The organism is Myceligenerans xiligouense (genome assembly GCF_003814695.1).
Taxonomy (GTDB): domain Bacteria; phylum Actinomycetota; class Actinomycetes; order Actinomycetales; family Cellulomonadaceae; genus Myceligenerans; species Myceligenerans xiligouense.
In genome coordinates, this window is the sequence record NZ_RKQZ01000001.1 from 622942 (window position 1) to 649075 (window position 26134).

Here is a 26134-nt window from a genome sequence, read left to right on the forward strand (position 1 = left end):
ACGTGCCTCGTCGGTGTCACTCATAGCGGATCCTCGGGTCGAGCAGGGCGTAGGCGATGTCGACGACGATCATCACCACGACGGTCACGGCGGCCAGCAGGGTCACGACGCCGAGCACGAGCCCGACGTCGTCGTTCCGGACCGCCTCCCACAGGACGCCGCCCATCCCGTAGATGTTCATCAGTCCCTCCGTGATCACGGCCCCGCCGAGAGCCTCGGCGAACGTCAGGCCCACGGCGGTCACCACGGGCACGGACGAGTTGCGCACCACGTGGTGCACGACGACGTGCCGCTCGGCCAGCCCCTTCGACCGCGCGGTGCGCACGTGGTCACCCTGGTAGGACTCGAGCTGCCCGGCCCGCACGAGCCGGATGAACGCCGCCGACCCGGCCAGGCCCAGCAGGATCCCCGGCACGACCACCGTGGCCCACGGGTGGTCCGCGTCGAACGAGGGCTTGAACCAGTACGGAGGCCAGCTGTCCTCGCCGAACGTCTCCTCGGCCCACCGGTGCAGCGGCACGGCCACGACGTAGCGGTACACGATCAGCAGCACGAAGACCGGGAACGCGTCGATGAGGACCGACGTGAGCCGGATGCCGTGGTCGCTCGCCGAACCGCGCCGGCGCGCCGCGACGGAACCGAGCACCATGCCGAGCGTCAGCCAGGTGAGCAGGACGACGACGAAGAGGCGGAGGGTGTTCGGTGCCGCCGTCGCGACGATGTCCGAGACCTCCCGGCCACGCAGGTTGGTGCCGAAGTCGCCCCGCGCGTACTCGCCGAGGCGCTCGACGAACGGGCCGAGGCACGGGTTCCCCACCTGGTCGAAGCAGGGGTCGTCCAGGTCGAAGCGCTGCTCGACGGCGGCGAGCTGCGACTCCGACGCGACCTTGTCCCCGAAGAACGCCTGGGCGGGATTGCCGTTGAGCTGGATGGCGACCGTCGTGAGCAGGTGCAGCAGCAGCATCACGAGCAGCAGCGTGCCGACCCCTTGCAGCACCCGCCTGGCGATGTAGCGGCCCATGGACTCCCTCGGTGGTTCACGACCGCGCGGCGGCGCCGGGGAACGACGGCGGCGCCAACCGCGCGGGTCATCGGGTGCGGACGGTTCAGCCTGCCGAGACCTCGATCTCGCGCAGGATCGGCGCACCCGAGAACGGGTTGAGGATCACGTTGTCCAGGCGCTCGCTGTAGTAGGTGGCGCTGAAGCTCCAGCGGAACGGGATGGTCGGGAACTCCTCGGCCAGGATGCCCTCGGCCTCCTGGTAGAGGGCCACGGACTCGTCGAGCGACGACGCCGCGGCGGCCTCGTCCAGCTTGGCCTCGAACTCCTCGCTGTACCAGCCCCAGTGCCCGGCGCCGGGCTCCCCGGAGGCGTAGAAGCTGAGGTAGTTCTCGTTCAGCGGGTAGTCGGGGAACCAGTTGTTCCGGAACATGCCGTCGTAGCCCTGCTCCGCCCGGGTGGTGAAGTAGTCCGGGTCGATGTCGAGCTCGTACGGGATGCCCAGCACCTCCTCGACGGAGTTGCCGATCGCCGTGAAGTACTCCACCTCGGCCTCGTCGTCGCCCAGGCTGATCCGCAGCTTCTCACCCTCGGGCCAGCCGCCGGCCTCGTCGAGCGCCGCCCGGGCGGCCTCCGGGTCGAAGGCGCACCACTCGCAGGTGCCGGCCTCGCCGCCGGGCACGCCGCCCGGGACCACCCAGGAGTCCGCGGGGGTCGCCTGGCCGCTGCCGAGCGACGCGATGATGCCCTCGCGGTCGATCGCCATCGAGATGGCCTTGCGGAACTCGATGTCGTCCCAGGGGCCGTCGGTGTAGCCGGAGAAACCGAGGTACGTCAGCGCGGAGCCGGGGCGCTCGACGTAGCGCCCGGAGAGCTCGGGGTCGTTCCGCGCGGCCTCGACCTCGGCCGTCGGCGGGAACGAGAGGTCGAGGTCGCCGGCCGTGAAGTCGGCCCAGCCGGAGGTCTCGCCCGTGGCGTACTCGGTCCAGCGGATCGCGTCGTAGTCCGGCGTCTCGTCCAGCGGGTAGTCCGCCCACTTCTCGGCGGTCAGCTCCTGGCTCTGCTGCCAGTCGGTCACCTGGAAGGGGCCGTTCCCGATGGGCTGCGTGGCGCACGCCGCGACGTCGTCCAGGCACTCCTCGGCGATCGGGAAGAAGCCGGTGTATCCGAGCATCGTGGCGAACCCGGCGAACGGCGCACCGAGGGTGACCTCGAGCGTCAGCTCGTCGACGACCTCCAGTCCCGACAGCTCGTCCGCGGCGCCCTCGGCGGTGATGTTGCCGTCGTCGTCCGTGGTGGGCTGCATGTCGTCGTAGCCCTCGATGATGCTGAAGAAGTAGTTCGAGTACAGGCCGTTGTCGCCGTCGGCCGTGTGGTTCCAGGAACGGGCGAACGCCTCGGCGTCGACGGGCTCGCCGTTCTGGAACGTCAGGTCCGGCTTGATGGTGATGGTCCAGACGGTGTTCTCGTCGTCGGGCTCGATGGACTCGGCCACGTAGTTGTAGGGCTCGGTGGTCTCCGGGTCGTACCGGACCAGGCCGTCGTAGACGACGTCGAGCACGCTGATGTTGTCGTAGCTGCCGGCGTCGCCGGGGAGCAGGGTCTCCATGTCCTGGCTGATCCAGGTCTCCAGGGTGACCTGCCCGTCGTCGCCACCGCCTCCGGTGTCGCTCGGGCTGCACGCGGTGAGCGTGAGTGCGACGGCGGCCACGCCGACGGTCGCGGTGATCCTGGTGGTGATCTGCGCCATAAGGGTAACTTTGGCATGAGTGCTCACTCATGCAAGTAAAAGCTGGGTAACGGTCCCAGCTCGGGCAGGCAGCCCACGCAGCGCGAAGCCGAGGCAGCGGTCCGCGTGAGCGTCCCGCTGCCTCGGCCGGTGGTGCGATGCCGAGGTGGCGGGGCGACGACGCGGCCCGCCACCTCGGCGGATCAGGATTCGGCGGCGTCAGCGCCAGGGCCACTGCCAGAAGGGCAGGAGCCAGTTCCAGGTCCACTGCCAGGGGTTCCCGTGCCGGACGGTGACCGGCTCCGAGGTGGCGGCCACCGGCTCGTAGCCCTCGGCCTCGGCGGTGACCTCCACGGCGAGCTCGTGCCCGGCGTCCCACGGGCCGACCCGGTAGGTCGGCCCCGTTCCGGTGGGCTTCCCGTGCGACCGGTGGATCGGCTCCCCGTCGCGCAGCCACTGGTAGCGGAGCGTGACGTCGTCGACGGACCATTCACCGGGGTCGGCCGTGAGCGTCCGGCCCGGGCGCGCCTTCCCGGTGATCTCCGGCGGCACCGTGTTCCGGATCCCCGGCGCGTCGACGAGCCGTCCCACGCCCCAGTGGGCCGTGGACTGGTAGCCGGCCCCGGTCGGGTCGGCCCAGTTGCGGATCGCCGTGCGGGCGCCGTCACTGGCGTCGTTCACCTGGAAGTCCAGGCCGTGGAACGTGCCGAGCCCGCCGTACTCCAGCAGGTCGATCGCGGCCTCGACGGTGTACCCGCCGTCCGTCTGCCGCACGGCCGACGTCAGCCGCGCGGCCTGGTCGGCCTCGTCACCCGTGCCGAACGACACCACGTTCTCGGCCGAGATCCGGATCTGCGTGTCGTCGGCGCGGTAGCCACCGTTCTTCGCGTTGCCCGCGTCGACGTACAACTCCACCGAGTCCTGGATCCACGGGTCCGAGCCGGCCACGTCGATCGTCGGGTCGGCGACGTCGGCCAGCACGTACAGCGTGCTGCCGTGCCAGGTGGCCGACACGGTCGCCTCCGCGCCCGCCTCACCCTCGACCGCCTTGGTGGTGACCACCGGCTCGGCGGCCTCGTACGCGGCGTCGGCCTCGCCGTCGACCACCGGGGCGGTCGCCGCGCCGGGGATCTCGGTGTAGGAGAGCTCCTCGACGAGCGTCAGCGTGCCGAGCGCACCGGGCGAGTTCCACGCGCCGGCGTCCTCGCCGCCGTCGGACACCCGCACGTCGAGCCCGAGCGTGTCGCCCTCGGCCGCGGCCTCCAGCGGCAGGTGGACGACGACGTCGTACCCGCCGTCGCGTTCGGACACGACGGCGTCCGCGTCGCCGGAACCGTCACGAGCCACCGTGTAGCTCGCGTCGCCCAGCGTGAGGGACACCGCGTCGCCCGACGGCGTGGCGTCGTCCACCGACACGTACGTGGTGAGGTGGTCCGGTGCCCAGCGGAGCTGGAACCCGGCGTTGCCGTCGGCGGCGGCGAAGGTGTGCGGCGGGAGCTTGTCCCACTCCAGGGACCCCGTCGCGCCGTCGTCGAGCGGGACGTCGCCCGCGAACACGTCCGCCGTGCGGAGCGTGGCGGGCAGCTCGCCGTCGACGACGCCGTGGTAGGCGGGCTTGGCCTGGTAGGCGTCGTCGAACACGAGCGGCGCGCCGTTGTCGACCCGCCACGAGCGGCCGTCCGTCAGCCCCCACACCGTGGCGCTGTACATGTCCGCGGAGCGCTCCCGGAAGGCGCGGAACGCGTCGCGGTAGTAGTAGCCCTGCTCGATGAGGGCGGCCTGCGTGACCGGCGTACCGGTGGTCACGTCCAGCTCGGTGACGGCCTGCGTCACCGGCAGCCCGGAGAAGCGGTCCAGAGCGGTCTCCAGCGCGCTGACCGGCATCGACAGGTTCACGTGGAACTGGTGACCGACGCCGTCCACCGGCGCGCCGCGCTCCAGCAGCCGCTCCGTGAGCGCGAGGTACCGGTCCTGCTTGCCGGACTGCTCGGTGTTGTAGTCGTTGATGAACAGCGTCACCGGGCGTTCCGGGACCGTGTCCGACGGCGTGGCGGCGTACGTCTCGTTGAACGCCTCGTCCGCGTACCGGAACGCGAGGTCGACGAACTCCTCGCCGAGCACGCGATACCACTCCGAGCGGCGCATGCCGTCGTCGTGCTCACCGCTGTCCGAGATGACCTCGTTCACCACGTCCCAGGCGACCAGCGGGTTCGTGTCGGAGCCGAACGGCCCGTAGTCCGCCGCGAGGTTCTCCGCGACCGCGAAGATGTGCGTCCGCAGGCGCTCGCGCAGGATCTCCCGGCCGGCGGCGTCCGCGGGCAGCGGGTCACCGGCGTCGTCCTGGAAGAACCGGTCCGGCGTCTGGCTGTGCCACACCAGCACGTGCCCGTAGACGCGCAGGTCGTTCGCCGCGGCGAAGTCCATGAGGGCCGTGGTCTCGGCGTGCCGGCGGAAGTTCCCTTCGTCGTCGTACCAGGCCTCGGGCTTCATGTGGTTCTCGGCCGTGATCTGGTCGAAGTGGCGCGTGGTGAGCTCCGCGGCCGGGCCGGTGGTCTCGCGCGAGTCGATCGCGACGCCCACCGGGAAGTCCGCGGTCTCGTGGATCGGCGTGAGGTCCTCGACGACCGGCGGCTCCGGGACCGAGATCTCGATGTCGTCGATGTACCAGTCGCTGAGGTTCTCGCCGTTGTAGTCGGTCTCGAGGTAGAGCAGCGCGTCGTCGGCGGCCGGCATCGTGAAGCTCGCGGTGACCTGCTGCCACGAGGTGCTCGACATGCCGTCGAACTGCGCCACGGTGTCGTAGGTCGTCTCCCCGCCCGACGTGTGCGCGAGGCTGAGCCAGACGTCGCCCGGCGTGGCGCCGTCGGCGAAGCGGACCCAGGCCGACACGTCGTACACGACGCCGGCCCGGAGCGCCTCGGTCACGTCGAGGCCGATGCCGTCGCCCGTGCTCTCACGGCCGGTGATCCCGGCCGAGTAGGTGGACTCGTGGGCGTAGGTGTCGGTGACCGCGACGCTGAAGCCGCTGTCGTCCGCGCCGTTGCGCGGCCCCCAGCCGTCGAGCGTGCCGTCCTCGAAACCGGTGGCCAGCACCGTGCCCGACGCCGGGGGCGTGCCCTGCGGCAGCACGAACTCCCAGCCGTCGGCGAGGCGTTCGGTCACCACGGTCCGGACCGCGGCGAGCGTGCCGGAGCGGTCACCGCCGCCGTCGTGCGCGAGCACGATCTCGCCGGGGACCATCGCGGCCCGCAGGTTCTCGGTGAGGGTGGTCTCGTCCTGGGTCTCCCAGTCCGCGATCGTGTTGCGCACGTCCAGCGGCTGCATGCCGAGCTCGACGGCGACCTCGGGCGTCACGCCCCAGGAACCGTTCGGCGCCCGCCAGAACGGGACCTTCTGGTTCGGGTTCCCGAGCGCCTGCCGGATGATCCGCAGGTTCGCGACCATGTCCGCGCGGACCTCGTCGGCGGACCAGCCGCCCATGTCGGCGTAGCCGGTCGAGTGGTTGCACAGCACGTGGCCCTCGTCCACGATCCGGCGCAGGAGCTCGGCGCCGCCGTCGGCCTGGATGTTCTGGCCGATCACGCAGAACGTCGCCGTGATGTCCCGCTCGGCGAGGAAGTCGAGCAGCGCGGGGGTGGTGCCCGGGTCGGGGCCGTCGTCGAACGTGAGGGCGGAGACGTCGCCCGTGCCGTCCGCGAGGTAGGCCGGCGTGGCCACCGGGCTGATCGCGCCGCCGGGGGCGGTGCCCGGGTCGGTGCCGCCGTCCTCACTGGTCACGAGGATGTCGTCCACCATGATCGTGTACGGCCCCTCCTGGTCGTCGGAGCCGAGGTAGGCCTGCAGGGCGGTGGGGTCGGCGTCCGCCGCCGCGGTGAACGAACCGGTCACGGTGGTCCACTCGGAGGTGATGGTGGTGTTGCCGATCCAGTCGTAGTCCGGCTTCATGACGAAGCGGATGCCGGTGGAGGCCGGGTGCGTCTCGCCGTCGGCGGCGGGGGCGATGCGGGCGCGCATCGAGAAGTCGTAGGTGGCGCCCGCCTCGAAGATGCCGGTGGGGGACTGGATGCCCTCGTAGTCGGCGGCGCGCGTGATGGACAGGACGTTGTTGGCGGCGTCGTCGGGGTCGGGGACCACTTCGGGCGTCGTGCTCCCGGACGCGGTCCAGGCGCCGGTGGTGCCGTCGGTGAAGTCGGCCTCCGTGATCGTGACCGGCACGGCGGCGGCCGGTCCGGTCAGGGCGACGGTTGCGACGCCGGCGCCCGTGAGGGCGAGGGCCGCGGCCGTGGCGGCGGCGGTGGCGGTTCGGGCGCTGCGGCGGGGGGCTGGAGTGGGTGCTGTCGTGTCGGGGCTCGGTGGGTGTGTGAAACGATTTCGAGATGGGAAACGATTTCGATCGAACATCAGAGGCGCTCCCTTGCGCGGTCCGGGTGCTTTGGGCGTGATGGTAGCCACACCCGGCAGGCGGAGGCCAGTCACGACCACGCCATTTCGCGCGACCACGCCATTTCGCCTCGTGGGAGCGTAACCATCAGGCGAAATGGCGTGGTCGCGCGAAATGACGTGGTCGGCACGTGGTCGGCGGGATCCGCGGAGCGGTTCGGTCAGGTCGCGGTCAGGTCCTGGACCCTGCCCTTCGCGATGCGGATGCGGCGAGGCGTGCGCCGGGACACCGCCGAGTCGTGCGTGACCAGGATCAGTGTCAGGCCCTGCTCCTTCCACAGGCCCTCCAGCAGGTCGATGATCTCGTCGCGAGTGTCCTCGTCGAGATTCCCCGTGGGCTCGTCGGCCAGCAGCACGGTCGGGTTCTTCACCAGCGCCCGCGCGATCGCCACGCGTTGCTGCTGCCCGCCCGACAGCTCACCCGGCAGGTGGTCCGCCCGTTCCCCGAGCCCCACCGACTCCAGTGCGCCCACCGCCCGCCGCGCCCGCTCCGCCGTCGCCACACCCGCGGGCACGAGCGCCGTCTCGACGTTCTCCCGCGCCGTCAGCGTCGGGACGAGATTGAAGTTCTGGAACACGAACCCGACGGTCTCGGCGCGGACCGTGGTCAGCCCGGCGTCGTTCATCGTGGCCAGGTCCTCGCCGTCCAGCATCACGCTGCCCGACGTCGGCCGGTCCAGCCCGCCCAGTGCCTGGAGCAGCGTGGACTTCCCGCCTCCGGTCGGACCCTGGACGGACAGCAGTTCGCCGTCCTCGATCCGCAGGGACACGTCGCGCAGCGCGTGCACGGTCCGCTTCCCCTGGGTGTAGGTCTTGGTCAACTTCTCGATCTGGTACATGACATGCCTTCTCTCGTTGTACGACGACGCGGTGCGGACCGCGGGTACCTGCCGCGTGGGGCCGGTCCGACCGGAATCACGCGAGCGAGCGGAACGCCTCGGCCGGCCGCAGGCGTGCCGCGCGCTGCCCGCCGACGACGCCCGCCACGAGCCCGCCCAGCACCGCCAGGCCCACCGCGGCGGCGACGATCCACAGGGACACGGGCGCCTGCAGGACGACGTCGGACACCGTCCCGGCGAGTCCGCCACCGTCGCCACCGCCGAAAACGGCCGGACCGCCGCCCGCGACCTCGCCCGCTCCGTCCCGCAGCGCCTGCCCCCTCTGGGGACCGCCGCTGCCGCCGAAGGCGACCTCCGCGCCGGTGGAGCCGCTCAGCGTGATCCCGGAGAGGTTCACGGCGAGGACCGCGAGGCCGCCGAGCGCCACACCGGCGAGGCCCCCGATCAGCCCCTGTGCCACGGACTCGCCCGCGATCTGGCCCACCACGCGCCGCTGCGACCAGCCGAGCGCCTTGAGCGTGCCGAGCTCCCGCGTGCGGCGGTTCACGCCGGACACGGTGAACAGGATCGCGAGGCCGAACGCGGCGATCAGGACGATCGCCGAGAGCCAGGTGCCCAGCGTCGAGACCAGCGACGACGCGGTGGAGAGCGAACCGGACACGCCGTCGGCGAGGTCGGCCTGGGTGGACACCGTGGCGTCGGGCAGCGCCCCGGCGATCGCCTCGGAGACGGCGTCGACGTTCGACGACGAGTCGACCCGCACGTACAGCGTGGTGACCTGACCGTCGAGGTCCGCGAGCGAGGCCGCCACGTCGATCGGGAGGTAGAGGTTGGCCGCCGTCTCCACGCCCTCGCCGGTGGTCGACGCCACGGTGCCGATCACCTCGAGGTCGGAGCCGCCGACGGTGACCGTGTCGCCGACCTCGATCTCCTCCTGCTCCGCGTACACGGCGTCGAGCACGGCGACGTCCCGGCCGGTGTCGGAGGCCTCGAAGGTGCGGCCGTCAGCGACCTCGGTGGTGGTCAGGGGGCCGACGGCGGCCGCCGCCGGATCGATCCCGGTGACCGTCTGCTGGTCGATCTCGAACGACGACGGCCCGCCCTGACCGTCGCCCTCGGCGCCCGTACCGCCCTGGCCCGGAGCCGCGCCCGGCTCTCCGCCCTCACCGAGCTGGCCGAAGTCCGGCATCTCACCCGAGAAGCTCGTGCTGGAAAGCTCCAGCGTGGCGGCCGCGCCGGTGACGTCGTCGAGGTCCGAGACGGTGTCGAGGGCGGAGGTGTCGAAGGCCGTCGTCCCGGGGCTCGTGCGCAGTTGCTCCTGCGCGATCTCCCGGGTGCCGTCCTCGGTGGCCTCGCCGTCCCCGGCGTCGAAGTCGAAGCGGCCGGGCCCGAACCCTCCGCCCTCGCCGGGTTCCGCGGTCTGCGTGACGGTGATGTCGGTGCCGACGCCGTAGACCGATTCCAGCACGTCGGCCTGTGCGTCCCGTACCCCCGCGGACACCGACGAGACCACCATGACCAGCGCGATGGCGAGGGCCAGCCCGATCGCGACCACGGCGGTCTGCTTGCGTCTGTTGCGCAGTTCCCTGCGCAGGTAGGTGAGAAACATGACGCCGAGGCTTGCCGTCGTCGCTGGGCCGGCCCTGCCGCGGTGCTGTGATCGCGCTATGCGGTGCCGCGACGTGCCCTCGCCGCCCGGACGGCGAGACCCCCGACGCCCGGGCAGCATGGGACCATCAACGCATGGATGAGCTGCGCCGTGCTGTCGGGGTCATGGATCGTCTCTACTCGCCGGGCGGGTGCCCGTGGGACCGGAAGCAGACGCACACCTCGCTCGTGCCGTACCTCCTGGAGGAGGCGCACGAGCTGGCCGAGGCCATCGAGTCCGGTGACCGTGAGCACATGCGCGAGGAACTCGGCGACGTGCTCCTGCAGGTGCTGTTCCACGCACGGATCGCCACCGACGAGCCGGAGCCGTTCACCGTGGACGACGTCGCCCGCGACCTCGCGGACAAGCTCGTGCGACGCCACCCGCACGTCTTCGCCCCGGACGGCGAGGACCGTTCTGTCGACGACGTGCTCATGGGCTGGGAGGACGCCAAGCGGGCGGAGAAGCGGCGCGCGTCGGTCCTGGAGGGAATCCCGCTCGCGCAGGGCGCGCTCGCCCGTGCCCAGCAGGTGGTGTCGCGTGCGACGAAGGCGGGGTTCGCCGAGCTCTTCGACGGCGTGCTGCCGGACGCCGGGCTGTCGGACGCCGGGCTGTCGGACGCCGGGCCGTCGGGCGGTGCGCGGTCGGACGGCGGGACGTCGGACGCCGCGACGTCGGGCACCGGGCTGTCGGATCACCGGCTGTCAGGGGGCCAGGTGTCGAGCGATGACGGGAGCGGCGCTCGACCGGCCGCGGAAGAGGCGGTGTCCCGGACGGAGCGGGACGCGCCGGCGTCGGACGCGCTCGCGGGGCGTTACGGCGTCGAGCTGCTCGACGTCGTGCGGCGGGCGGAGGCCGACGGCGTCGACGCCGAGCAGGCGCTGCGCGCCGTCAGCCGCGCGCTGGAGGCACAGGTGCGTGCCGAGGAGTCCGCGACCGGGCGCGACTGAGCGGGGGCGGGCGCGCTCGGCAGGACCGGCGAGGCCAGGTCGCCCGCACCGCGGCCGGGCGGCACCCGAGCGGGCGTGGGCGGGCCGGCGAGGGGCGGACATCTACATGGCGTCCGTGAAGTCCTCCCCGCCCGACGCGGCGACGTCGACCAGGTAGGCGTTCCGCGGACCCGCTTCGCGCGGGTACGGCCCGCCGGTGAACTTCGCCGAGAGCCGGTCGACGAGCGCCCAGCCCTCCTCCCCGTCGACCACCCGGACCACGCGCCCGCGCAACCAGGCGCTGCGCAGGGGCGTGGCGGAGTCGAGCAGGGAGAGAGCGACGCGCGGGTCCGCCGCGAGGTTGCGTGCCTTGCGGCTGTCCGGGCCGGTGAGGAAAAGGAGGCGGTCACCCTCCCAGTCGACCCACAACGGGACGCTGTGGGGCGAACCGTCCGGGGACAGGGTGGCGAGGTGTCCGATGTTCGTGCCCGCGACGAGCTCACGGGCGAGGCTATGGATCGTCATGCGGGGTGGACGACGTGGCGACGCCGGACTCATCGGCGCCGGCCCGGATGCGATCGGCCAGATGTCCCCCGGTCGGTCGGACCTGGCGGAGGCGGGCCCCGAACGGCCGGCCACGTGACACGGGCGACGGCCACGACGTGGCGCATGTCCGCTGGTCGGTCGAAGGGATCACGAGGGGCCGGGCATGGCAATAGGCTGGGGGCCGTAACCTCCGAGCAACAACCTGATCGAGGAGAATCCGTGGCTAGCATTGAAGCCGTTGGAGCACGCGAGATCCTGGACTCGCGCGGCAACCCGACCGTCGAGGTCGAGATCGTCCTGGACGACGGGACGTACGCCCGCGCCGGTGTGCCGTCGGGCGCGTCGACGGGCGCGTTCGAAGCCGTCGAGAAGCGTGACGGTGACAAGAGCCGCTACCTGGGCAAGGGCACCGAGCAGGCCGTCGCCGCGGTGAACGACCAGATCGCCCCCGAACTGATCGGGTACGACGCCGAGGAGCAGCGCATCGTCGACGCGACGATGCTGGAGCTGGACGGCACCCCGAACAAGGGCAACCTCGGTGCCAACGCGGTGCTCGGCGTGTCGCTCGCGGTCGCGAAGGCCGCGGCCAAGTCGTCCGGCCTGGACCTGTTCCGCTACGTGGGCGGTCCGAACGCGCACGTGCTGCCCGTTCCGATGATGAACATCCTGAACGGCGGGTCGCACGCCGACTCGAACGTCGACATCCAGGAGTTCATGATCGCGCCGATCGGCGCCCCGACCTTCAAGGAGGCGGTGCGCACCGGTGCCGAGGTGTACCACGCGCTGAAGGCCGTGCTGAAGGAGAAGGGCCTGGCGACCGGGCTCGGCGACGAGGGTGGCTTCGCGCCGAACCTCGCGAGCAACCGCGAGGCGCTGGACCTGATCCTCGTCGCGATCGAGAAGGCCGGCTACACGGCGGGAACCGACGTGGCGCTCGCGCTCGACGTCGCGTCCACGGAGTTCTTCTCCGAGGGCTCGTACGCCTTCGAGGGCGGCAAGAAGTCGACGGAGGAGATGGTCGACTACTACGCGCAGCTCGTGTCCGACTACCCGCTGGTGTCCATCGAGGACCCGCTGAGCGAGGACGAGTGGGGCGCCTGGGCGGCGCTCATGCAGTCGGTGGGCGACAAGGTGCAGATCGTGGGCGACGACCTGTTCGTCACCAACCCGGAGCGCCTGGCCCGCGGCATCGCGGAGAAGTCGGCGAACTCGCTGCTGGTCAAGCTCAACCAGATCGGCACGCTGACCGAGACGCTCGACGCCGTCACGCTGGCCCAGCGCAACGGCTTCACCACGATGACCTCGCACCGCTCCGGCGAGACCGAGGACACCACCATCGCGGACCTGTCCGTGGCCACCAACGCCGGCCAGATCAAGACCGGTGCCCCGGCGCGCGGCGAGCGCATCAACAAGTACAACCAGCTCCTGCGCATCGAGGACGCCCTGGACGACGCCGGTGTCTACGCCGGCCGCACGGCGTTCCCCCGCTTCCAGGGCTGAACCGCAGTACGCGACGACCCGGCCGATCCGCCGGGCCGGGCGCTGAGAACGACCTGGGCGTTGATGGAAACACTTCCATCAACGCCCAAGTTCTCTCCGGGCACGGTGCTGCTCCCGAAGATGCGGCGGCCTGAGTGGTGTTCAGTAGGGTCCTGAACCCACTGTGGCGGGTCCGAAAGTGGTGGTGCGGCCCTGTCGAACGGTCGTCAGCAGATCTGACAGGGCATGGTCGGCGGCGCGCCGTTCGAAATGTCGTGATCACCGTGGGCCGGGTCGGCACAATCGTCACGTGCCCTCATCCCGTCGCCCCGCGTCACCGTCCGGTCCGGGGCGGCGCCGTCCGGCTGCCCGGCCGCAGCCGTCCGACGACCCGGGCACGACGGCGGCCCGGGGCGAGAGCCATCCGGGTACGACGGCGGCCCGGGGCGACCGTCCGAACTCGGGAAACGGTGCCAGGGCGAAGTCCCCGAGCTCGAACTCCACGCCATCGAAGTCCGGCGCGGCTCGCAAGCCTGCTTCGTCCAAGCCTGCTTCGTCCAAGCCGGCTTCGTCCAAGCCCGCGTCGCCCAAGCCGGCTTCGTCCAAGCCCGCCACGGCGCGGAGTGCCGGTGCCTCCGGGGCGCGGCCGCGGTCGTCGTCGGGCAGCACGAGGAGTCCGCAGCGCGGGCCGGGGAACGTCAAGCGGCCTCCGCAGCCCCGACCGCGCCGCACCGCGACCGGGAGCGTGCCGGCGGGTGGCGGCAAGGCTCCGCCGACGCGGTCGGAGCGGAAGAGATCGCGGTACGGGTTCGCGGTGCCGGAGGTCCTGACGGTGCGGGCGCTCGTGTTGTCGGTGGTCGTGCTGCTGGCGGTCGTGCTGCTGCTGCCGACCGTGCGGGCGGTGGTGGCGCAACAGGCACAGCTGTCGGAGTTGCGGCAGGAGCTTTCCGAGCAGCAGGAGCAGAAGGCCGGCCTGGAGAACGAACTGGCGAGGTGGGACGACCGCTCGTACGTGATCGAGCAGGCCAGGACCCGGTTGCGGTTCGTGATGCCGGGCGACACGCCGTGGCGGACGCTCGACGCCGACTCGGTGCAGGAGGAGGAGCCGGAGCCGGGCCCCGTGCAGACCCCGCGCGAGGATCAGGGCGAGACCACCCCCTGGTACGCACGGCTCTGGGACTCCTTCCGCATCGCCGACTCGGGATGAGGAGCTGATGCGGTCGGCTGGTTGTCTGACGGTCGGCCCGAAGCCGGGTGAGTCGGCCCCTCGAGGGACCGACCGCAACGACAACGGACCGACCGCCCGACAAGCAGTCGACGGCCCCTACCCCCGCGACGGCCTCAGGGGCGCTCTCGGGTGGGGGAGAATGGGCGGGTGAGTGAGAAAGCCGCTGTGACTCCCGAGACCGTCGACCCGCAGGACCTGGCCGTGCTCCAGGAGCAGCTCGGGCGAGTGCCGCGTGGCGTCGTCGGGATCGCGGCGCGCTGCGTGTGCGGCCGGCCCCTCGTCGCGCGCACCGCGCCGCGCCTGCCGGACGGGACACCGTTCCCCACCACCTTCTACCTGTCGCACCCGGGTGCGGTCGCGGCGGCGTCGCGCCTCGAGGCGAACGGCGTGATGAAGGAGATGAACGTGCGGTTGGGCGAGGACGGCGACCTGGCCGCGGGCTACCGCGCGGCGCACGAGCACTACATCGCGCGGCGTGAGGAGCTCGGCCACGTCGAGGAGATCGACGGGATCTCCGCGGGCGGCATGCCCACGCGCGTGAAGTGCCTGCACGCCCTCATGGCACATGCCCTCGCCGCCGGCCCGGGAGTGAACCCGCTGGGCGACGAGGCCCTGGCGCTCGCCCGCGACGACTGGCGCCCGGACCGCTGCACCTGCTGACCGCCGCACCCGCCGGCCGCCGCACCCGCTGACCCGCACGGCCGCGTCTCGTCTCACCGAGTGCCCCCTGAAGGAGCCCGATCCATGACATCCCGCGTCGCCGCCATCGACTGCGGCACCAACTCGATCCGTCTGCTCGTCGCGGACATCGACGATGCCGGAGCGCTGACCGAGCTCGACCGCCGCATGGAGATCGTGCGGCTCGGGCAGGGCGTCGACCGCACCGGAGAACTGCATCCCGATGCCCTGGAGCGGACCCTCGCGGCGACGCGGCAGTACGCGGAGGCCATCGAGTCGCTGGGGGCGACGAAGGTGCGGTTCGTGGCGACGTCGGCCACGCGGGACGCGCGCAACCGGGACGAGTTCTTCTCCGGCGTGCGGGAGATCCTCGGTACGGACGTCGAGGTCATTTCCGGCGACGAGGAGGCGGCTCTGTCGTTCCGGGGCGCGACCAGCGCCGTGGCCCGCACGCATCCTGGGCCGTACCTCGTGGTGGACCTGGGGGGTGGCTCGACGGAACTGGTCCTGGGGACCGATCGCGTCGAGGCCGCGCACTCGATGGACGTGGGGTCCGTCCGGATGACGGAGCGTCACCTCGCGCCGCCCGCCGCCGCTGCGGGAGCCCTTCCGGCAGGCGGGACGACGACGGGTACGACGCCGGCCGGTGCGACGGCGGCGACTGGCGGCGCGGCGGCGGTTGTCGGGACGCCGCCGACGGGTGCGCCTTCCGCGGATGCGCCCCCGGCGCCCGACGAGGTGGCCGCCGCGCGGGCCGACGTCCGGGCCGCCCTGGACGACGCGGCACGGACGGTCCCGCTCGGCAAGGCCCGGACGCTGGTGGGGCTCGCCGGTTCGATCACCACCGTCACCGCGCACGCGCTGGGCCTGACCGCGTACGACCGTGACCGCGTGAGCGGTGCCGAGCTGCCGGTCGGGACCGTCCTGGCATCGTGCGAGGCGCTGCTGGCGTCCTCGCGCCGGGAGCGCACGGCGATGGGGTTCCTGCACCCGGGCCGGGTCGACGTCATCGCCGCGGGCGCGCTGGTCTGGTCCGAGGTGATCGAGCGGGTCGCGCGGGACGTCGCGGCGGCAGGCGGGACGCTCACGGACGTGGTCACCAGCGAGCACGACATCCTGGACGGAATCGCGCTGACCCTTGCCTGACGCGTTACCGCCGGCTCACCGTGGCGCGTGTCACGGTGAGAGTCCGTGGACACGGAGATGTCCGCGAGTCGTGGCGCGGTAGTCTGAGAGTCATGCCTCAGAACGACCTGACCTCGGTCAGCCATGCCCAGACCGCGGCCACCTCGCCCCGTCCGCGCAAGGTGCCGCGGATCCTGGTGCTCGGCGGCGGGTCCGTCGGGCTCTACGTGGCGCGTCGCCTGCGGAGGAAGCTGAAGAAGCGGGAGGCGGCGATCGTCGTCGTCGATCCCCGGCCGTACATGACCTACGCGCCGTTCCTGCCCGAGGCCGGCGCCGGCTCCATCGACGCGCGCGACGTGGTCGCGCCGCACCGTCGTGCCCTCAAGGGTATCGACGTGCTGCAGGGCAAGGTCACGGCGATCGAGCACGGTCGCAAGCACGTCACGATCACGCCCGAGGAGGGCGACGCGTACGAGGTCTCGTACGACGAGCTCGTGGTCGGGCTCGGCTCCGTCTCCCGCACGCTGCCCATCCCGGGCCTCGCCGAGACGGCCATCGGCTTCAAGAACGTGGAGGAGGCCATCGCGGTCCGCAACCACGTGATCAACCGCCTCGACGTCGCGTCCTCCACCTGGGACGCGGAGCTGCGGACCCGGATGCTGACCTTCACGTTCGTCGGCGGCGGTTTCGCGGGCATCGAGGCCCTCGCCGAGATCGAGGACATGGCGCGGTACGCGACCCGTCAGTACGACACGATCTCGCCCGAGGACCTGCGCTTCGTCATGATCGAGGGCACGGGCCGCATCCTGCCCGAGGTCACGGAGCCGATGAGCCTCTACGCGCTCGACACGATGAAGAAGCGTGGCATCGAGTTCCACCTCAACACGTTCCTGTCGTCCTGTGAGGGTGGGCACGTGGTGACCTCCACGGGCGTCGAGTTCGACTCCGACACCGTCGTGTGGACCGCGGGCGTCAGGGCGAACCCGGTCATCAAGGAGGCGTCCGACCTGCCCGTCGACAAGATGGGCCGGGTGGCGGTCACCCCGACCCTGCAGGTCGTGACGGAGGACGGGGAGATCGTCGAGGGCGCGTGGGCCGCGGGCGACTGCGCCGCCGTGCCCGACGTCCTCAACCCGGGTTCCTTCTGCCCGCCCAACGCGCAGCACGCGATCCGCCAGGCGAAGCGTCTGGCCGACAACATCGTCGCCCGGCACAAGGGCGGTGAGCCGAAGGACTACGAGCACAAGAACGTCGGCGTCGTGGCGTCGCTCGGCCTGTACAAGGGCGTCGCGGAACTGTTCGGCTGGCTGAAGCTGCGTGGTCCGCTCGCGTGGCTGGCCCACCGCGGCTACCACGTCATGGCGATGCCGACCGGCAACCGCAAGATCCGCATCCTCATCGGCTGGATGGGCCAGTTCCTCATGGGCCGTGAGCTGGTCTCGCTCGGGTCGCTGCACGATCCGCGCAACGAGTTCCGCGCCGCGGCGGTGCCGCCGAAGGAGAAGCAGAAGGTCGTGCAGACGGCCACGACGTCCGCCGGGAAGTAGGAGGGGCCCGGCGGTCGAGCGGGCGCACCGGTGATCGTTCGCGGACCAGGTGGTGGTTGTGGCTCAGCGTGCCTGAGCGGAAGGCCGCCACCTGGTCCGCCGCTATTCTCTGCTGTGACGCCCTCATAGCCCAACTGGTAGAGGCAGCCGGCTTAAACCCGGCAGAGTACGGGTTCGAATCCCGTTGGGGGCACCGCTTCTCCTCGCGGGTGGTTATCCGTCAGGTCGTCGACAGGGCAAATGAGAGTAAGCGCCCCTTCCCGGGCCGAGGTTCGATGGACGCGGTCAGCGGGCCACCCACCCTGGTGGTCCGTGCGCCCCCAGGACCTCTGCGAATCGGGGAGAAGCCATGCTGTTGGAACGGTTGGATGCCCTCGCGCGGGAAGCGCCCGAGAGGATCGCGGTGCAGGCGGCAGACCGCCCGCCGGTGACGAGGGCGGAGTTCGCGGCCATGGCCCGGGAGGCCGGCCATGCCATACGGAGCTGTTGGGGTGGTAAAGCCGAGGATGGCCCTGTCGTGGTCGTCGTGGACGGGTCTCCCCGATCGCTCGCGTCCCTGGTCGGCGCGCTCGGGTGCGGCCTCGGCATCGTGGCCGTCGAGGCCGGGTCCCCGGCGCTGACCGGGTCCCGCGGCGTTCTCGCCGACCTGGAGGTGGGCGTCGTGGTCGCCGCCGACGTGCCCGCGCTGTGGCCGAACGCCCGGGTGCTGGACCCGGGTGACCTGGGCGGGGCGGTGAGCCTGACGACGTTCCCCGAGATGTTCCCGGCGGCTCCGTCCTGCGATCCGGAGCTCCTCCAGCTCACCTCGGGCTCATCGGGGCAGCCTCGGCTGGCCCGCCAGACGTACGCCGGAGCCGTCGTGGCAGCACTCTCCTACGTCGACCGGTTCCAGCTTGCCGCCGACGATGTCGTCGTCCTCCCCGTCTCGGCCGCCCACTCCTACGGCATGGCGGGCATGCTGTCGGCGCTGCTCGTGGGAGCGACCGTCACGTCCCTGCCGACGTTCACCCCGGCCGCGGCGGCCGCCGCGCTCCGCGACGCGACCGTACTTTTCGGCACACCTCTGATGTACCGCTACCTGACCGTCGGGCCCCTGGGGCGGGACCGGGCCGGTGCCCTCCGGCTCGCGGTGAGCGCCGGGGCGCCGCTGGACGCTCAGGTCGCCGAGGCGTTCCGGACCAGGACCGGCGTCGCCGTGCGCCAGGTCTACGGGAGCACGGAAGCCGGCCTGATCGCCTGTACTCCCGCATGGCGGTCGGGGGTCCCGCCGGACGCCGTCGGTCCGGTGGCGCCCGGCGTCGACGTCCGTGTGGCGCCCGACGGCGAGCTCCTGGTCCGGACACGCTCACTGATGCGTGGCTACTTCGGGGACGGACCGCTGCACCTGGACCGTGGCTTCTATCCCACAGGTGATCTGGGTGCGGTCGGCGAGGACGGGCTGCTGCGGATCACTGGCCGCAAGAGCCGTTTCGCGAAGATCGGGGGGCGCCGGGTGGGGTTCGCTCTGGTCGAGGACGCGCTGAAGCGCTGCCCGGGTGTGGTGGACGCGGTGGCGCGGTCGCGGCCCGGGCCGAACGGTGAAGAGGAGCTGGTCGGTTACGTGGTACTCGCCGGTACCGCGCCGGCCGAGGTGCTCACGGCTCTGCGCGATGGCGGGCTGGCGCCCTATGAGGTGCCTTCCGAGCTCCGGGTGATTGCCGAGCTGCCGCGTAACCACCTGGGCAAGGTCGTCGCCGAAGAGCTCGAAGAAATGGTGGAGAAATCGAGCACATCTCGCGTGTAAGCGATGCTTGTTGGCAATAAAAAGTAAATAGGCTGCTGGGCCATTAAAGGGGGCATGGTAAATATGTCGACTAGTGGAGGAGCGGATTGAGATGCCATCTCGGGTCACGGTAGGAGTCCTGAGTTCGAGTCTGGTACTGCGGCGTGGCTTGCTCTCCCTGCTTGGTGAGGCCGCCTGCGTCTCGTCGGTGATCGTCCTCGACGAGGACGACGTCCTCCGTCCGGAGTGCGCGGACATCGTGGTCACGACGGTACGTGACCTCGGTTCGATACCGTTGGACGGCGCCAAGCGGGTGCTGGTCGCGCTGCCGTCCGCGCCCGATGTGAGCGACTGCTTCCGATGCGACCGGGTCCCCGACGGCTACTTCCTGCTCCAGGAGGTTTCCGCGCGGCAGCTCGACGCGGCGATCGGTGACTGCCTCATCGGGCGGTTCCCGGCGCCACGAGAGGTGGTGCGGGAACTGGCGGCCAGGGCACACGTGGAGGTGCCCGTCGCACGGACACCGGTGACGAGCCGCGAGATCGACACGCTGAAGCTGATGGCGTCGGGGCTGAGCAACGACCAGATCGCCGCGCGGCTCGGCATCACACGGCACGGTGTCAAGCGTCTTGTCTCGAGCACGATGCTCAAGCTGGGCGCGAGCAACCGGACGAGCGCCGTCATGCGGGCGATCGAGATGGGCATCATCCAGTACCCGTGGCAGACCAGGATCAAGCACTCCGCGGGGCGCGTGTCCTGACGTTCGCGGGAAGCCTGCCGCGCGCGGGCACCGGGATCCAGCAGGGGGATCCCGGCGCCGGTCTCACGGTACCCGCCGCAGCTCCGGTGTCCGGATCGGGCGCCGGGCGCCGGCCGGATCGTAGACGGCGTGCGCCAGGTCGGCCGGCCGCGGAGCCGCCTTGTGCTGTTGCAGCACGATGGCGACATCGGCGAGGCCGCCCGGCCAGGGTGCGACGGGGCGGTCGTCGACGAGGAGCTCCGGCACGAACGGATCGATGAAGCTCGGTTCGATGCCACGTGCGCGCAGCGCGCGGACCACGCCGATCGCGGGTGTCATGCGCAGATCCGCGACATCGGGCTTGTAGCTGACTCCGCAGAGCAGGACCTTCGCGCCCGGAAGTGCTCCTTCGGACCTGAGGTACGTGAGCACCCGTTCGGCGACCGTCTCGGGTACCGAGCGGTTCACGAGGTCGGCGGCGGAGATCATCGGCGTCGCCGCTCCGACCTCGTCGGCCTTGTAGGTCAGGTAGAAGGGGTCGACCGGGATGCAGTGTCCGCCGATGCCGGCGCCCGGTGTGAACGCGGTGAAGCCGAACGGTTTGGAGGAAGCGCATCGGATCGCGTCCATGGCGTCGATGTCCATCGCGTCGCACACCGCGGCGAACTCGTTGACGAAGCTGATGTTGACGAACCGGTAGGTGTTCTCCAGCAGCTTGGACATCTCTGCCTCGCGGGTGCCGGCCGCGACCACCACGGGAACACCCAGCGAGCGGTAGAACTCCGCCGCCCGTGTCGTGCACCCCGCCGTCAGGCCGCCGACCACCTTCGGGGTGGTCGTGAAGGTGTGGGTGCGGTTTCCCGGGTCGATTCGCTCGGGGGAGAACGCGACGTTGAACTCCGTGCCGGGGTCCATGCCGGAACCCTCCGCCAGGATCGGCGCGAACAGGTCCTCCGTCGTCCCCGGCCAGGTGGTCGACTCAAGGATCACCAGCGTCCCGGGCTGGATCCGCCCGGCGAGGGCACGCGCGGCATCGATGATCGCGGAGGTGTCCGGCGCCCCTCCCGGCGTCAGGGGCGTCGGCACGCAGACGATCGCGACATCGCCGACGGGTGACTGGTCCAGGTCGTGGGTCATGACGGTCGTGGGGTCCTCGGCCAGCGACGTGACCTCTTCGGCGGTGACGTTGGAGATCCCGGGATTCCCCCGCTTGAGCCGCGCCAGCACGCCCTCGTCGACGTCGTAGGCGGTGACGGCGTACCCGGCGTCGTGGGCGGCGACCGCGACGGACAGGCCGACGTATCCGAGGCCGCACACCGTGATGCGAGGTAGCGTCCGGTTCTGGGTCATCACGCCCCCTTGACCGAGGTGACCTGGCCACGGGCATCGTCGATGTCGTAGTCGGCCGACGACCAGACGGCGGTGGGATCCACCTGCGGGGGGTTTTCGCGGAGGGCGTTCCGGAGTGCCGGGACCTCCGCCAGCAACCACTCATAAGCAGCCGGCTCGACTTCGTGGGCGCGCATGAACGAACGGATCGTCTCGCCGTAGAACGCCAGGATCCGCGGGTAGTACGCGACGATGACGGCCTCTGCGACGGCTTCCGCACGGTGCTGCTTCTCGTGCAGCGGTGCCTCGGCCAGGGCTTCCCGCGCCGGATCGATGAGGTCGCGACACACGGCCTCGACGTCGTCCGGGGAGAGGATCGGGGTCAGGAACCGTCGTCGCACCAGTTCGGCCTCGGCCGGACCGTGACAGTAGTACCGGACCGCGTTCTGGAACATCCATCGCAGCGGGAAGATGAGCCGTTCCGGGAACGCGACGTCGCGGAACACCCAGTCCTCGTAGTCGCGCAGTTCCGCCTCGAGCTGGGGCTGGATCCTGGTCATGTGAACGTACAGGCCGGTGGCGCGTTCGAGCATCTCGCTGCGCGTGTTGCCGTAGAAGACAGCCTTCTCGTCGACGAAGTTGCGGACCATCTTGATCAGCCGGTCGATCTCCGTCTCGGCGGGTGCGTGCGCGGAGCCGAGCATCACGGTGCAGCCGGCGGCCTGCAGGACCCGGCCGCTCTGGTAGTCGCTGCCGGTGGCGATCTTGAGCCCTGGGCGAGTGAGCTGGTGCTGGCCGCCGATCGCGAACGCCCACACCCGGAACGTCTTGAGGGCGTCGCTGGTGTCGGGGAACACGACTTCCTCGGGGAGGCCCATGCCCAGAAACGCCCAGCGCAGGAAGATGTCGTGGCCGATGGCGGTATGCCACTTCCATGTCTCGTCGTGCCCGACGGTTCCGTTCTCCAGCGCGAGGAGCGCCGCGTCCGTGCCGGAGACCGGCGCTGCGGCGAGCAGGAGGGTCCGGTCCGGCAGCAGGTAGGCGACCCTGCCTGCTGGATCCTGATACACCGCGAAGCGGCCGACTGCCTCGTCGTGCTGCACCGGCGCCTCGTGGACGACGCCGTCACGGTCCGTCAGACCCGCCGTCGCCCCCTGAAGGCGCCGGCCGTCGCGCGGGAACGTGGCATGGGCGGCGACGGTGGCGAGGGAATGCGGGACGCGGGTGGGGGGCTGCCGGTGCTGCACCTCCCGTAGCCGCGGGAGCGTGACCTGCTCCGGCCCCGTATGCAGGAGCCGGAGGCCGGCGGTCAGTTTGTAGGTGAGGAAGGGCATGACACCGTCGACGTCAGGGTGCGTGTCCAGCTTGCCCCGGATCTCGTCGAGCACGCCGGGGTGGTACACCGTGTCGCCGTCGGAAACCGCGATGGTCGCGGTCTGGAGCCGTTCCCACCGGCCGTCGGCACGGCACATCTCGAGCACGGTGGCAACGGCGCGGTCGACGCCGAGACGCGCGGTGTGGCCGGCGCCGGGGACCGGTTGGGCGAGCCGGACGATCCGTGCCGCGGTGTCGTTCCTGCGGGCGACCTCGTCGACGATCTCCGTCGAGCCGTCCGTGGAGTTGTTGTCCGCCGTGATCAGGACCAGTCGTGAGAGGTCGTAGTCCTGGTTCAGCAGGCTGTCCAGGGTGGCCTCCAGATGAGGGGCCTCGTCCATGAACTTGATGATGACGAACGTGTCCCGGTTCTCGTCGGCCATGGCGCGTGCGTCAGGGAACGGGAGGACCTGGTCATGGCCGTAGTAGCGGGCGCGCTCCGCGAGGAACCGCTCGACGATGCGTTGCTGCGTCGCGCGGATATCCCGCCAGGCGGCGGCGTCCTCGGGCGTGAGGCGAGCCGTACCGAGACCGGCTCGCGCCCGGAGCACCGCACGGGCGTCACGGATCTGTCCGGGCTCGATGTCGTTCACGTCCGACGTGCGATGCAGGCTGAGCAGTGGCCCGGCAAGCGTGAGCTCAGGGTCCTCGTTCCACTGCTGGCGGGTCCATCGACTGTGCAGGCGAATGCGTGAGGTGCTCACATGTGCTCCTTCGTGGGCGACGGCATCATCAGCGTCGTCGGCAGCGAGCGGTGCGGGAAACTCCGAGGTTGCGATCTATGGGAAGAAGAGTGGAACGGCCCTGCCGGGTAGCGTCCCGACCGTGCTGTCCGAATCCAGCCCGCACCCTGTACCCGGCCCGGACGCGATGGACCCCCTCACGGCCGCCGTTCTGGCGCGGATGCGACGCGCCTATCCCGACCTGGGCGGCGATGTGCGACGCCCGGCCGAGGCGCGGCAGCTCGTGGAGGCGGCGCGGTACCCGCCCGGGCCACGCATGCGGGAGGTGAGGGAGTGCTCCGTCGACGACGGGGTGCGAGCCCGCCTGTACGTGCCCGAGGGCCTGACGCCCGGCGACCCCACGATCGTCTACTTCCACGGAGGCGGGTTCGTGGTGGGAAGCCTGGACACCCACGACACGACCTGCCGTGTCCTGGCCGCCGACACGGCCCTTCCGGTGTTGTCGGTCGCCTACCGCCTGGCACCGGAGCATCCGTTTCCGGCGGCGGTGGAGGACGCGGTGGCGGCGCTGTCCTGGGCGGCCGACCACGGCGGCGAGTGGGGCGCGCACGGCGTGATCACCGCGGGCGACAGCGCGGGCGGGGCGCTGGCCGTGCTGGCGTGGGCAGGCGGCCGGGTGCGGTGTGCCGCGGAGCGGCCTGACGACGGTTCCGGGACGCCACGGGCCCCCGTCGTCGGCGCGCTCCTCATCTATCCCGTGGCGGATCTCGCCGCGTCCTGGACGGACGGGCCGCCGTCCTTGCTGGCGGCGGCGCACATGCGGTGGTTCCGTGACCTCTATCTGGCGGGTGCCGATCCGCGCGACCCGCGGGTGTCGCCGCTGTACGCCGACCTCGCCGGCATGCCTCCGACGGTCGTGGTGCGGGTGTCGCACGATCCGCTGCTCGCCGAGGGCCGGCGCCTCGTCCTGGCGCTGCGGGAACGGGGCGTGGACGTCGGACTCGTGGACGGTCCGGGCGTGTCGCACGGCATGTTCGGCCTGGGGGCGCTGCTCCCGGCGGTGCGTGGACTGGAGCTGTCGACCGCGAGCGCGGTGCGCTCGCTCCTCCGGCGCGGGCGCCAGCGCACGCCGGAGGAAGCCCGTGGCGGCGCGGGTTGCGATCATCGTGACCGTCGGTAAACGGTCGATCTACCACGGGAGGGACGATGAAGGCCGAGAAGGATGAGCGTGTCGATCCGGGCACGATGTCGGCGGCGATCGGCGAGACCATGGGGGAGGTCCTCGGCGTGGCCGCGCTCGGGGCGGACGAGGACTTCTTCGCCCGCGGCGGCGACTCGCTGCGCGCCCTGGAGATGGTCAGTCGGCTCGGGTCTCACCCTGCGGTGCCGCTCGCACGATCGAGCGAGGCCCAGAGTCGGCTCGTCGAGAGTGTGTTCGTCGACGGCACGCCCGCAGGGCTGGCCACTGTGCTCACCGAGTTCGAGAACCACTGAGACCCCAGGCGGGAGACCAGCATGTCCACACAGACACGACTTGAGGCCGTAGCAGCCACCGCGCGTTGGACCGCGGCGGCCCGAGCCCGGGAGACGGCGCGAGCCGACCGGCTCTTCGTCGATCCGTTCGCCGAAGGCCTTGCGGGCGACGACGGACCCGACCTCCTGTTCCACTTCCACCCTCGGTACGCCTCGGACCTCGGCAACCCGTACCTGCCGGTCCGGACGAAGTGGTTCGACGACGTCCTGCTGGGCAACGTCCGGGCGGGGATGCAGGTGGTCGGGATCGGCGCCGGGCTGGACGTGCGGCCGTTCCGGCTCGACTGGCCGGACGACGTCCACGTCTTCGAGGTGGACCAGCCGAGTGTGTTCGCGTACAAGGACCCGATCGTGGCGGCGAAGGTCGAGGAGGACCGGCATTCCGGAGCCGGGGATCACCAGCTGGGGTGCGCTCGCACCACCGTGCCCACCGAGCTCTCCGCGGGGTGGGAACGGGAACTGCTCCGTGCGGGGTTCGACCCGGACAGGCCGACGCTCTGGTTCGCGGAGGGCGTGTCCTACTACCTTCCCGAGGACGTGGCCCGACAGGTGCTCGACACCGTGCGACGGCACTCGGCGCCCGGCAGCATGATCGCGCTCGACATGATCGGGCAGGGCATCTTCCGACTCCCCTACATGCGCGAGTTCCTCGACCGGCTCATCGAGGCGAACAGCCCGTGGATCTGGGGCACCGACGACCCGGTCGCGTTCATGCGGGAGTGTGGATGGCCGGACGCCGGCTACGTCGAGCCCGGCGACGAGAACGTGAACTTCGGCAGGTGGACGGCGACGTCGACACCGACGGTGGCGAACGTGCCGCGGATGTACCTCGTGACCGCGGAGGTCACAGGCTGATGGAGGCCGTGCGGTCCCTGGCGGACACTCCCGTCGTCCCTCAGTCGCTCGCGATCCGGCCCGTCCGGGAGCCCGCCGTGCGGCAGGAGCGGGCGATCGAGGTCGGACTGGAGGGGGAGTGCCCGATCATCAAGTCGGGACTGCACCAGGTGTTGCGGGAGCACGGCATCACGGTCACCGGGTCCCGCCGTCCGGGCCGGGGAGGCGTCGTCGTGCTCGTGCACCGGGGGGATGAGGCGCTGCGGGACATCCGCGGCTACGTGGAGGCGGGCTGTGTCGTGCTGGCGGCGCAGCCGGGCCCCACCTCGGGGTTCGAGGTGTCCGCGCTCGTCGCGGGCTACCACGGCGTGATCGACTGCCAGGGGCCCTCGTCCGAGATCGCCGTCTCGATCCGGGCGGCGCTGACGGGGCGCGTCGTGCTGAGCGAGGCGGTCGCGCGCCGCCTGGCCGGCCGGGCCCGGTCCGATCAGGGTCCGGGTGATCTCACCGAGGCGGAGGCGCGATGGCTGGTAGGGCTGGCCCGGGGAACGTCCGTGGTCGACCTGGCCACCGCCGAAGCATATTCCGAGCGTGCGATGTACCGCAGGCTCTCCGACCTCTACCGGAAGATGGGTGTACGCACGAGGGGTGAGGCCATCGCGGTGGCCTCTCGCCACGGGCTCATCTGACGC

General features: G+C 71.3%; 21 protein-coding genes and 1 tRNA gene. 13 read left to right on the forward strand and 9 right to left on the reverse strand.

Annotated features, from left to right (window positions below; translation table 11 throughout):
• Positions 1-16 precede the first annotated feature (16 nt).
• The 5 genes from EDD34_RS02710 to EDD34_RS02730 all read right to left on the reverse strand — a co-directional run bounded on the left by EDD34_RS02710 (position 17) and on the right by EDD34_RS02730 (position 9617).
• Positions 17-1021: an ABC transporter permease gene (locus tag EDD34_RS02710; protein ID WP_123813200.1), complete on the reverse strand. Its 1005-nt coding sequence runs from the start codon at positions 1019-1021 to the stop codon at positions 17-19.
• 85 nt (positions 1022-1106) lie between these two features.
• Complete coding sequence (locus EDD34_RS02715; protein ID WP_123813201.1) at positions 1107-2750, reverse strand: peptide ABC transporter substrate-binding protein; 1644 nt, start codon at positions 2748-2750, stop codon at positions 1107-1109.
• Between the two features lie 198 nt (positions 2751-2948).
• On the reverse strand, positions 2949-6944 hold the full coding sequence (locus EDD34_RS02720; RefSeq protein ID WP_170176946.1) for an endo-1,4-beta-xylanase: 3996 nt from the start codon (positions 6942-6944) through the stop codon (positions 2949-2951).
• A 386-nt stretch (positions 6945-7330) separates the two neighbouring features.
• Positions 7331-8008 carry an ABC transporter ATP-binding protein gene (locus EDD34_RS02725; protein ID WP_123813203.1) on the reverse strand — a complete coding sequence of 226 codons (678 nt, stop codon included), beginning with the start codon at positions 8006-8008 and terminating at the stop codon, positions 7331-7333.
• Between the two features lie 76 nt (positions 8009-8084).
• Positions 8085-9617 carry an ABC transporter permease gene (locus EDD34_RS02730; RefSeq protein WP_123813204.1) on the reverse strand — a complete coding sequence of 511 codons (1533 nt, stop codon included), beginning with the start codon at positions 9615-9617 and terminating at the stop codon, positions 8085-8087.
• A gap of 134 nt (positions 9618-9751) precedes the next feature.
• On the opposite strand from EDD34_RS02730, the gene EDD34_RS21020 reads away from it, so the two are divergent.
• A complete protein-coding gene (locus EDD34_RS21020) occupies positions 9752-10606 on the forward strand; it encodes a MazG family protein (protein ID WP_246012154.1) in 855 nt (284 codons plus the stop codon).
• A gap of 102 nt (positions 10607-10708) precedes the next feature.
• Here EDD34_RS21020 and EDD34_RS02740 read toward each other — a convergent pair whose 3' ends face one another.
• Positions 10709-11110 (reverse strand): PPOX class F420-dependent oxidoreductase, encoded by a 402-nt coding sequence (locus EDD34_RS02740; protein ID WP_123813205.1) that lies wholly within the window; start codon positions 11108-11110, stop codon positions 10709-10711.
• A gap of 240 nt (positions 11111-11350) precedes the next feature.
• Between EDD34_RS02740 and eno the strand changes: the two genes are divergently transcribed.
• Positions 11351-12631 (forward strand): phosphopyruvate hydratase, encoded by a 1281-nt coding sequence (gene eno, locus EDD34_RS02745; RefSeq protein ID WP_123813206.1) that lies wholly within the window; start codon positions 11351-11353, stop codon positions 12629-12631.
• A gap of 285 nt (positions 12632-12916) precedes the next feature.
• Here eno and EDD34_RS20575 read toward each other — a convergent pair whose 3' ends face one another.
• Positions 12917-13156 (reverse strand): hypothetical protein, encoded by a 240-nt coding sequence (locus EDD34_RS20575; protein WP_170176910.1) that lies wholly within the window; start codon positions 13154-13156, stop codon positions 12917-12919.
• A gap of 268 nt (positions 13157-13424) precedes the next feature.
• Between EDD34_RS20575 and EDD34_RS02755 the strand changes: the two genes are divergently transcribed.
• The 7 genes from EDD34_RS02755 to EDD34_RS02785 all read left to right on the forward strand — a co-directional run bounded on the left by EDD34_RS02755 (position 13425) and on the right by EDD34_RS02785 (position 19710).
• Positions 13425-13817, forward strand: coding sequence for an FtsB family cell division protein (locus tag EDD34_RS02755; RefSeq protein ID WP_123813208.1), 393 nt, complete (start codon positions 13425-13427; stop codon positions 13815-13817).
• A gap of 168 nt (positions 13818-13985) precedes the next feature.
• Entirely contained in the window at positions 13986-14498 is a 513-nt protein-coding gene (locus tag EDD34_RS02760) for a DUF501 domain-containing protein (protein ID WP_123813209.1), read from the forward strand.
• Between the two features lie 84 nt (positions 14499-14582).
• A complete protein-coding gene (locus tag EDD34_RS02765; protein ID WP_123813210.1) occupies positions 14583-15662 on the forward strand; it encodes a Ppx/GppA phosphatase family protein in 1080 nt (359 codons plus the stop codon).
• Positions 15663-15754: 92 nt separating this feature from the next.
• Entirely contained in the window at positions 15755-17188 is a 1434-nt protein-coding gene (locus tag EDD34_RS02770) for an NAD(P)/FAD-dependent oxidoreductase (protein ID WP_123813211.1), read from the forward strand.
• 119 nt (positions 17189-17307) lie between these two features.
• Positions 17308-17381: transfer RNA gene (locus tag EDD34_RS02775), tRNA-Leu, on the forward strand.
• A gap of 156 nt (positions 17382-17537) precedes the next feature.
• Positions 17538-18971, forward strand: coding sequence for a class I adenylate-forming enzyme family protein (locus EDD34_RS02780; RefSeq protein ID WP_123813212.1), 1434 nt, complete (start codon positions 17538-17540; stop codon positions 18969-18971).
• A gap of 91 nt (positions 18972-19062) precedes the next feature.
• Positions 19063-19710, forward strand: a complete 648-nt coding sequence (locus tag EDD34_RS02785; RefSeq protein ID WP_123813213.1) for a helix-turn-helix transcriptional regulator — start codon at positions 19063-19065, stop codon at positions 19708-19710.
• A 63-nt stretch (positions 19711-19773) separates the two neighbouring features.
• On the opposite strand, the gene EDD34_RS02790 is transcribed toward EDD34_RS02785, so the two are convergent.
• Both EDD34_RS02790 and EDD34_RS02795 read right to left on the reverse strand, forming a co-directional pair.
• On the reverse strand, positions 19774-21039 hold the full coding sequence (locus EDD34_RS02790; protein ID WP_123813214.1) for a nucleotide sugar dehydrogenase: 1266 nt from the start codon (positions 21037-21039) through the stop codon (positions 19774-19776).
• A complete protein-coding gene (locus EDD34_RS02795) occupies positions 21039-23096 on the reverse strand; it encodes a glycosyltransferase family A protein (RefSeq protein WP_123813215.1) in 2058 nt (685 codons plus the stop codon). Before EDD34_RS02795 ends, EDD34_RS02790 begins: the two co-directional genes overlap by 1 nt.
• Before the next feature lie 121 nt (positions 23097-23217).
• Between EDD34_RS02795 and EDD34_RS02800 the strand changes: the two genes are divergently transcribed.
• From EDD34_RS02800 to EDD34_RS02815, 4 genes are read left to right on the forward strand one after another with little or no spacing between them, the layout of a single operon-like run.
• Positions 23218-24255: an alpha/beta hydrolase gene (locus EDD34_RS02800; protein WP_170176947.1), complete on the forward strand. Its 1038-nt coding sequence runs from the start codon at positions 23218-23220 to the stop codon at positions 24253-24255.
• A 26-nt stretch (positions 24256-24281) separates the two neighbouring features.
• A complete protein-coding gene (locus EDD34_RS02805) occupies positions 24282-24569 on the forward strand; it encodes a phosphopantetheine-binding protein (protein ID WP_123813217.1) in 288 nt (95 codons plus the stop codon).
• Positions 24570-24590: 21 nt separating this feature from the next.
• Entirely contained in the window at positions 24591-25463 is an 873-nt protein-coding gene (locus EDD34_RS02810; protein ID WP_123813218.1) for a class I SAM-dependent methyltransferase, read from the forward strand.
• On the forward strand, positions 25463-26131 hold the full coding sequence (locus EDD34_RS02815) for a helix-turn-helix transcriptional regulator (protein WP_123813219.1): 669 nt from the start codon (positions 25463-25465) through the stop codon (positions 26129-26131). The genes EDD34_RS02810 and EDD34_RS02815 overlap by 1 nt, the downstream gene beginning before the upstream one ends.
• Positions 26132-26134 lie beyond the last annotated feature (3 nt).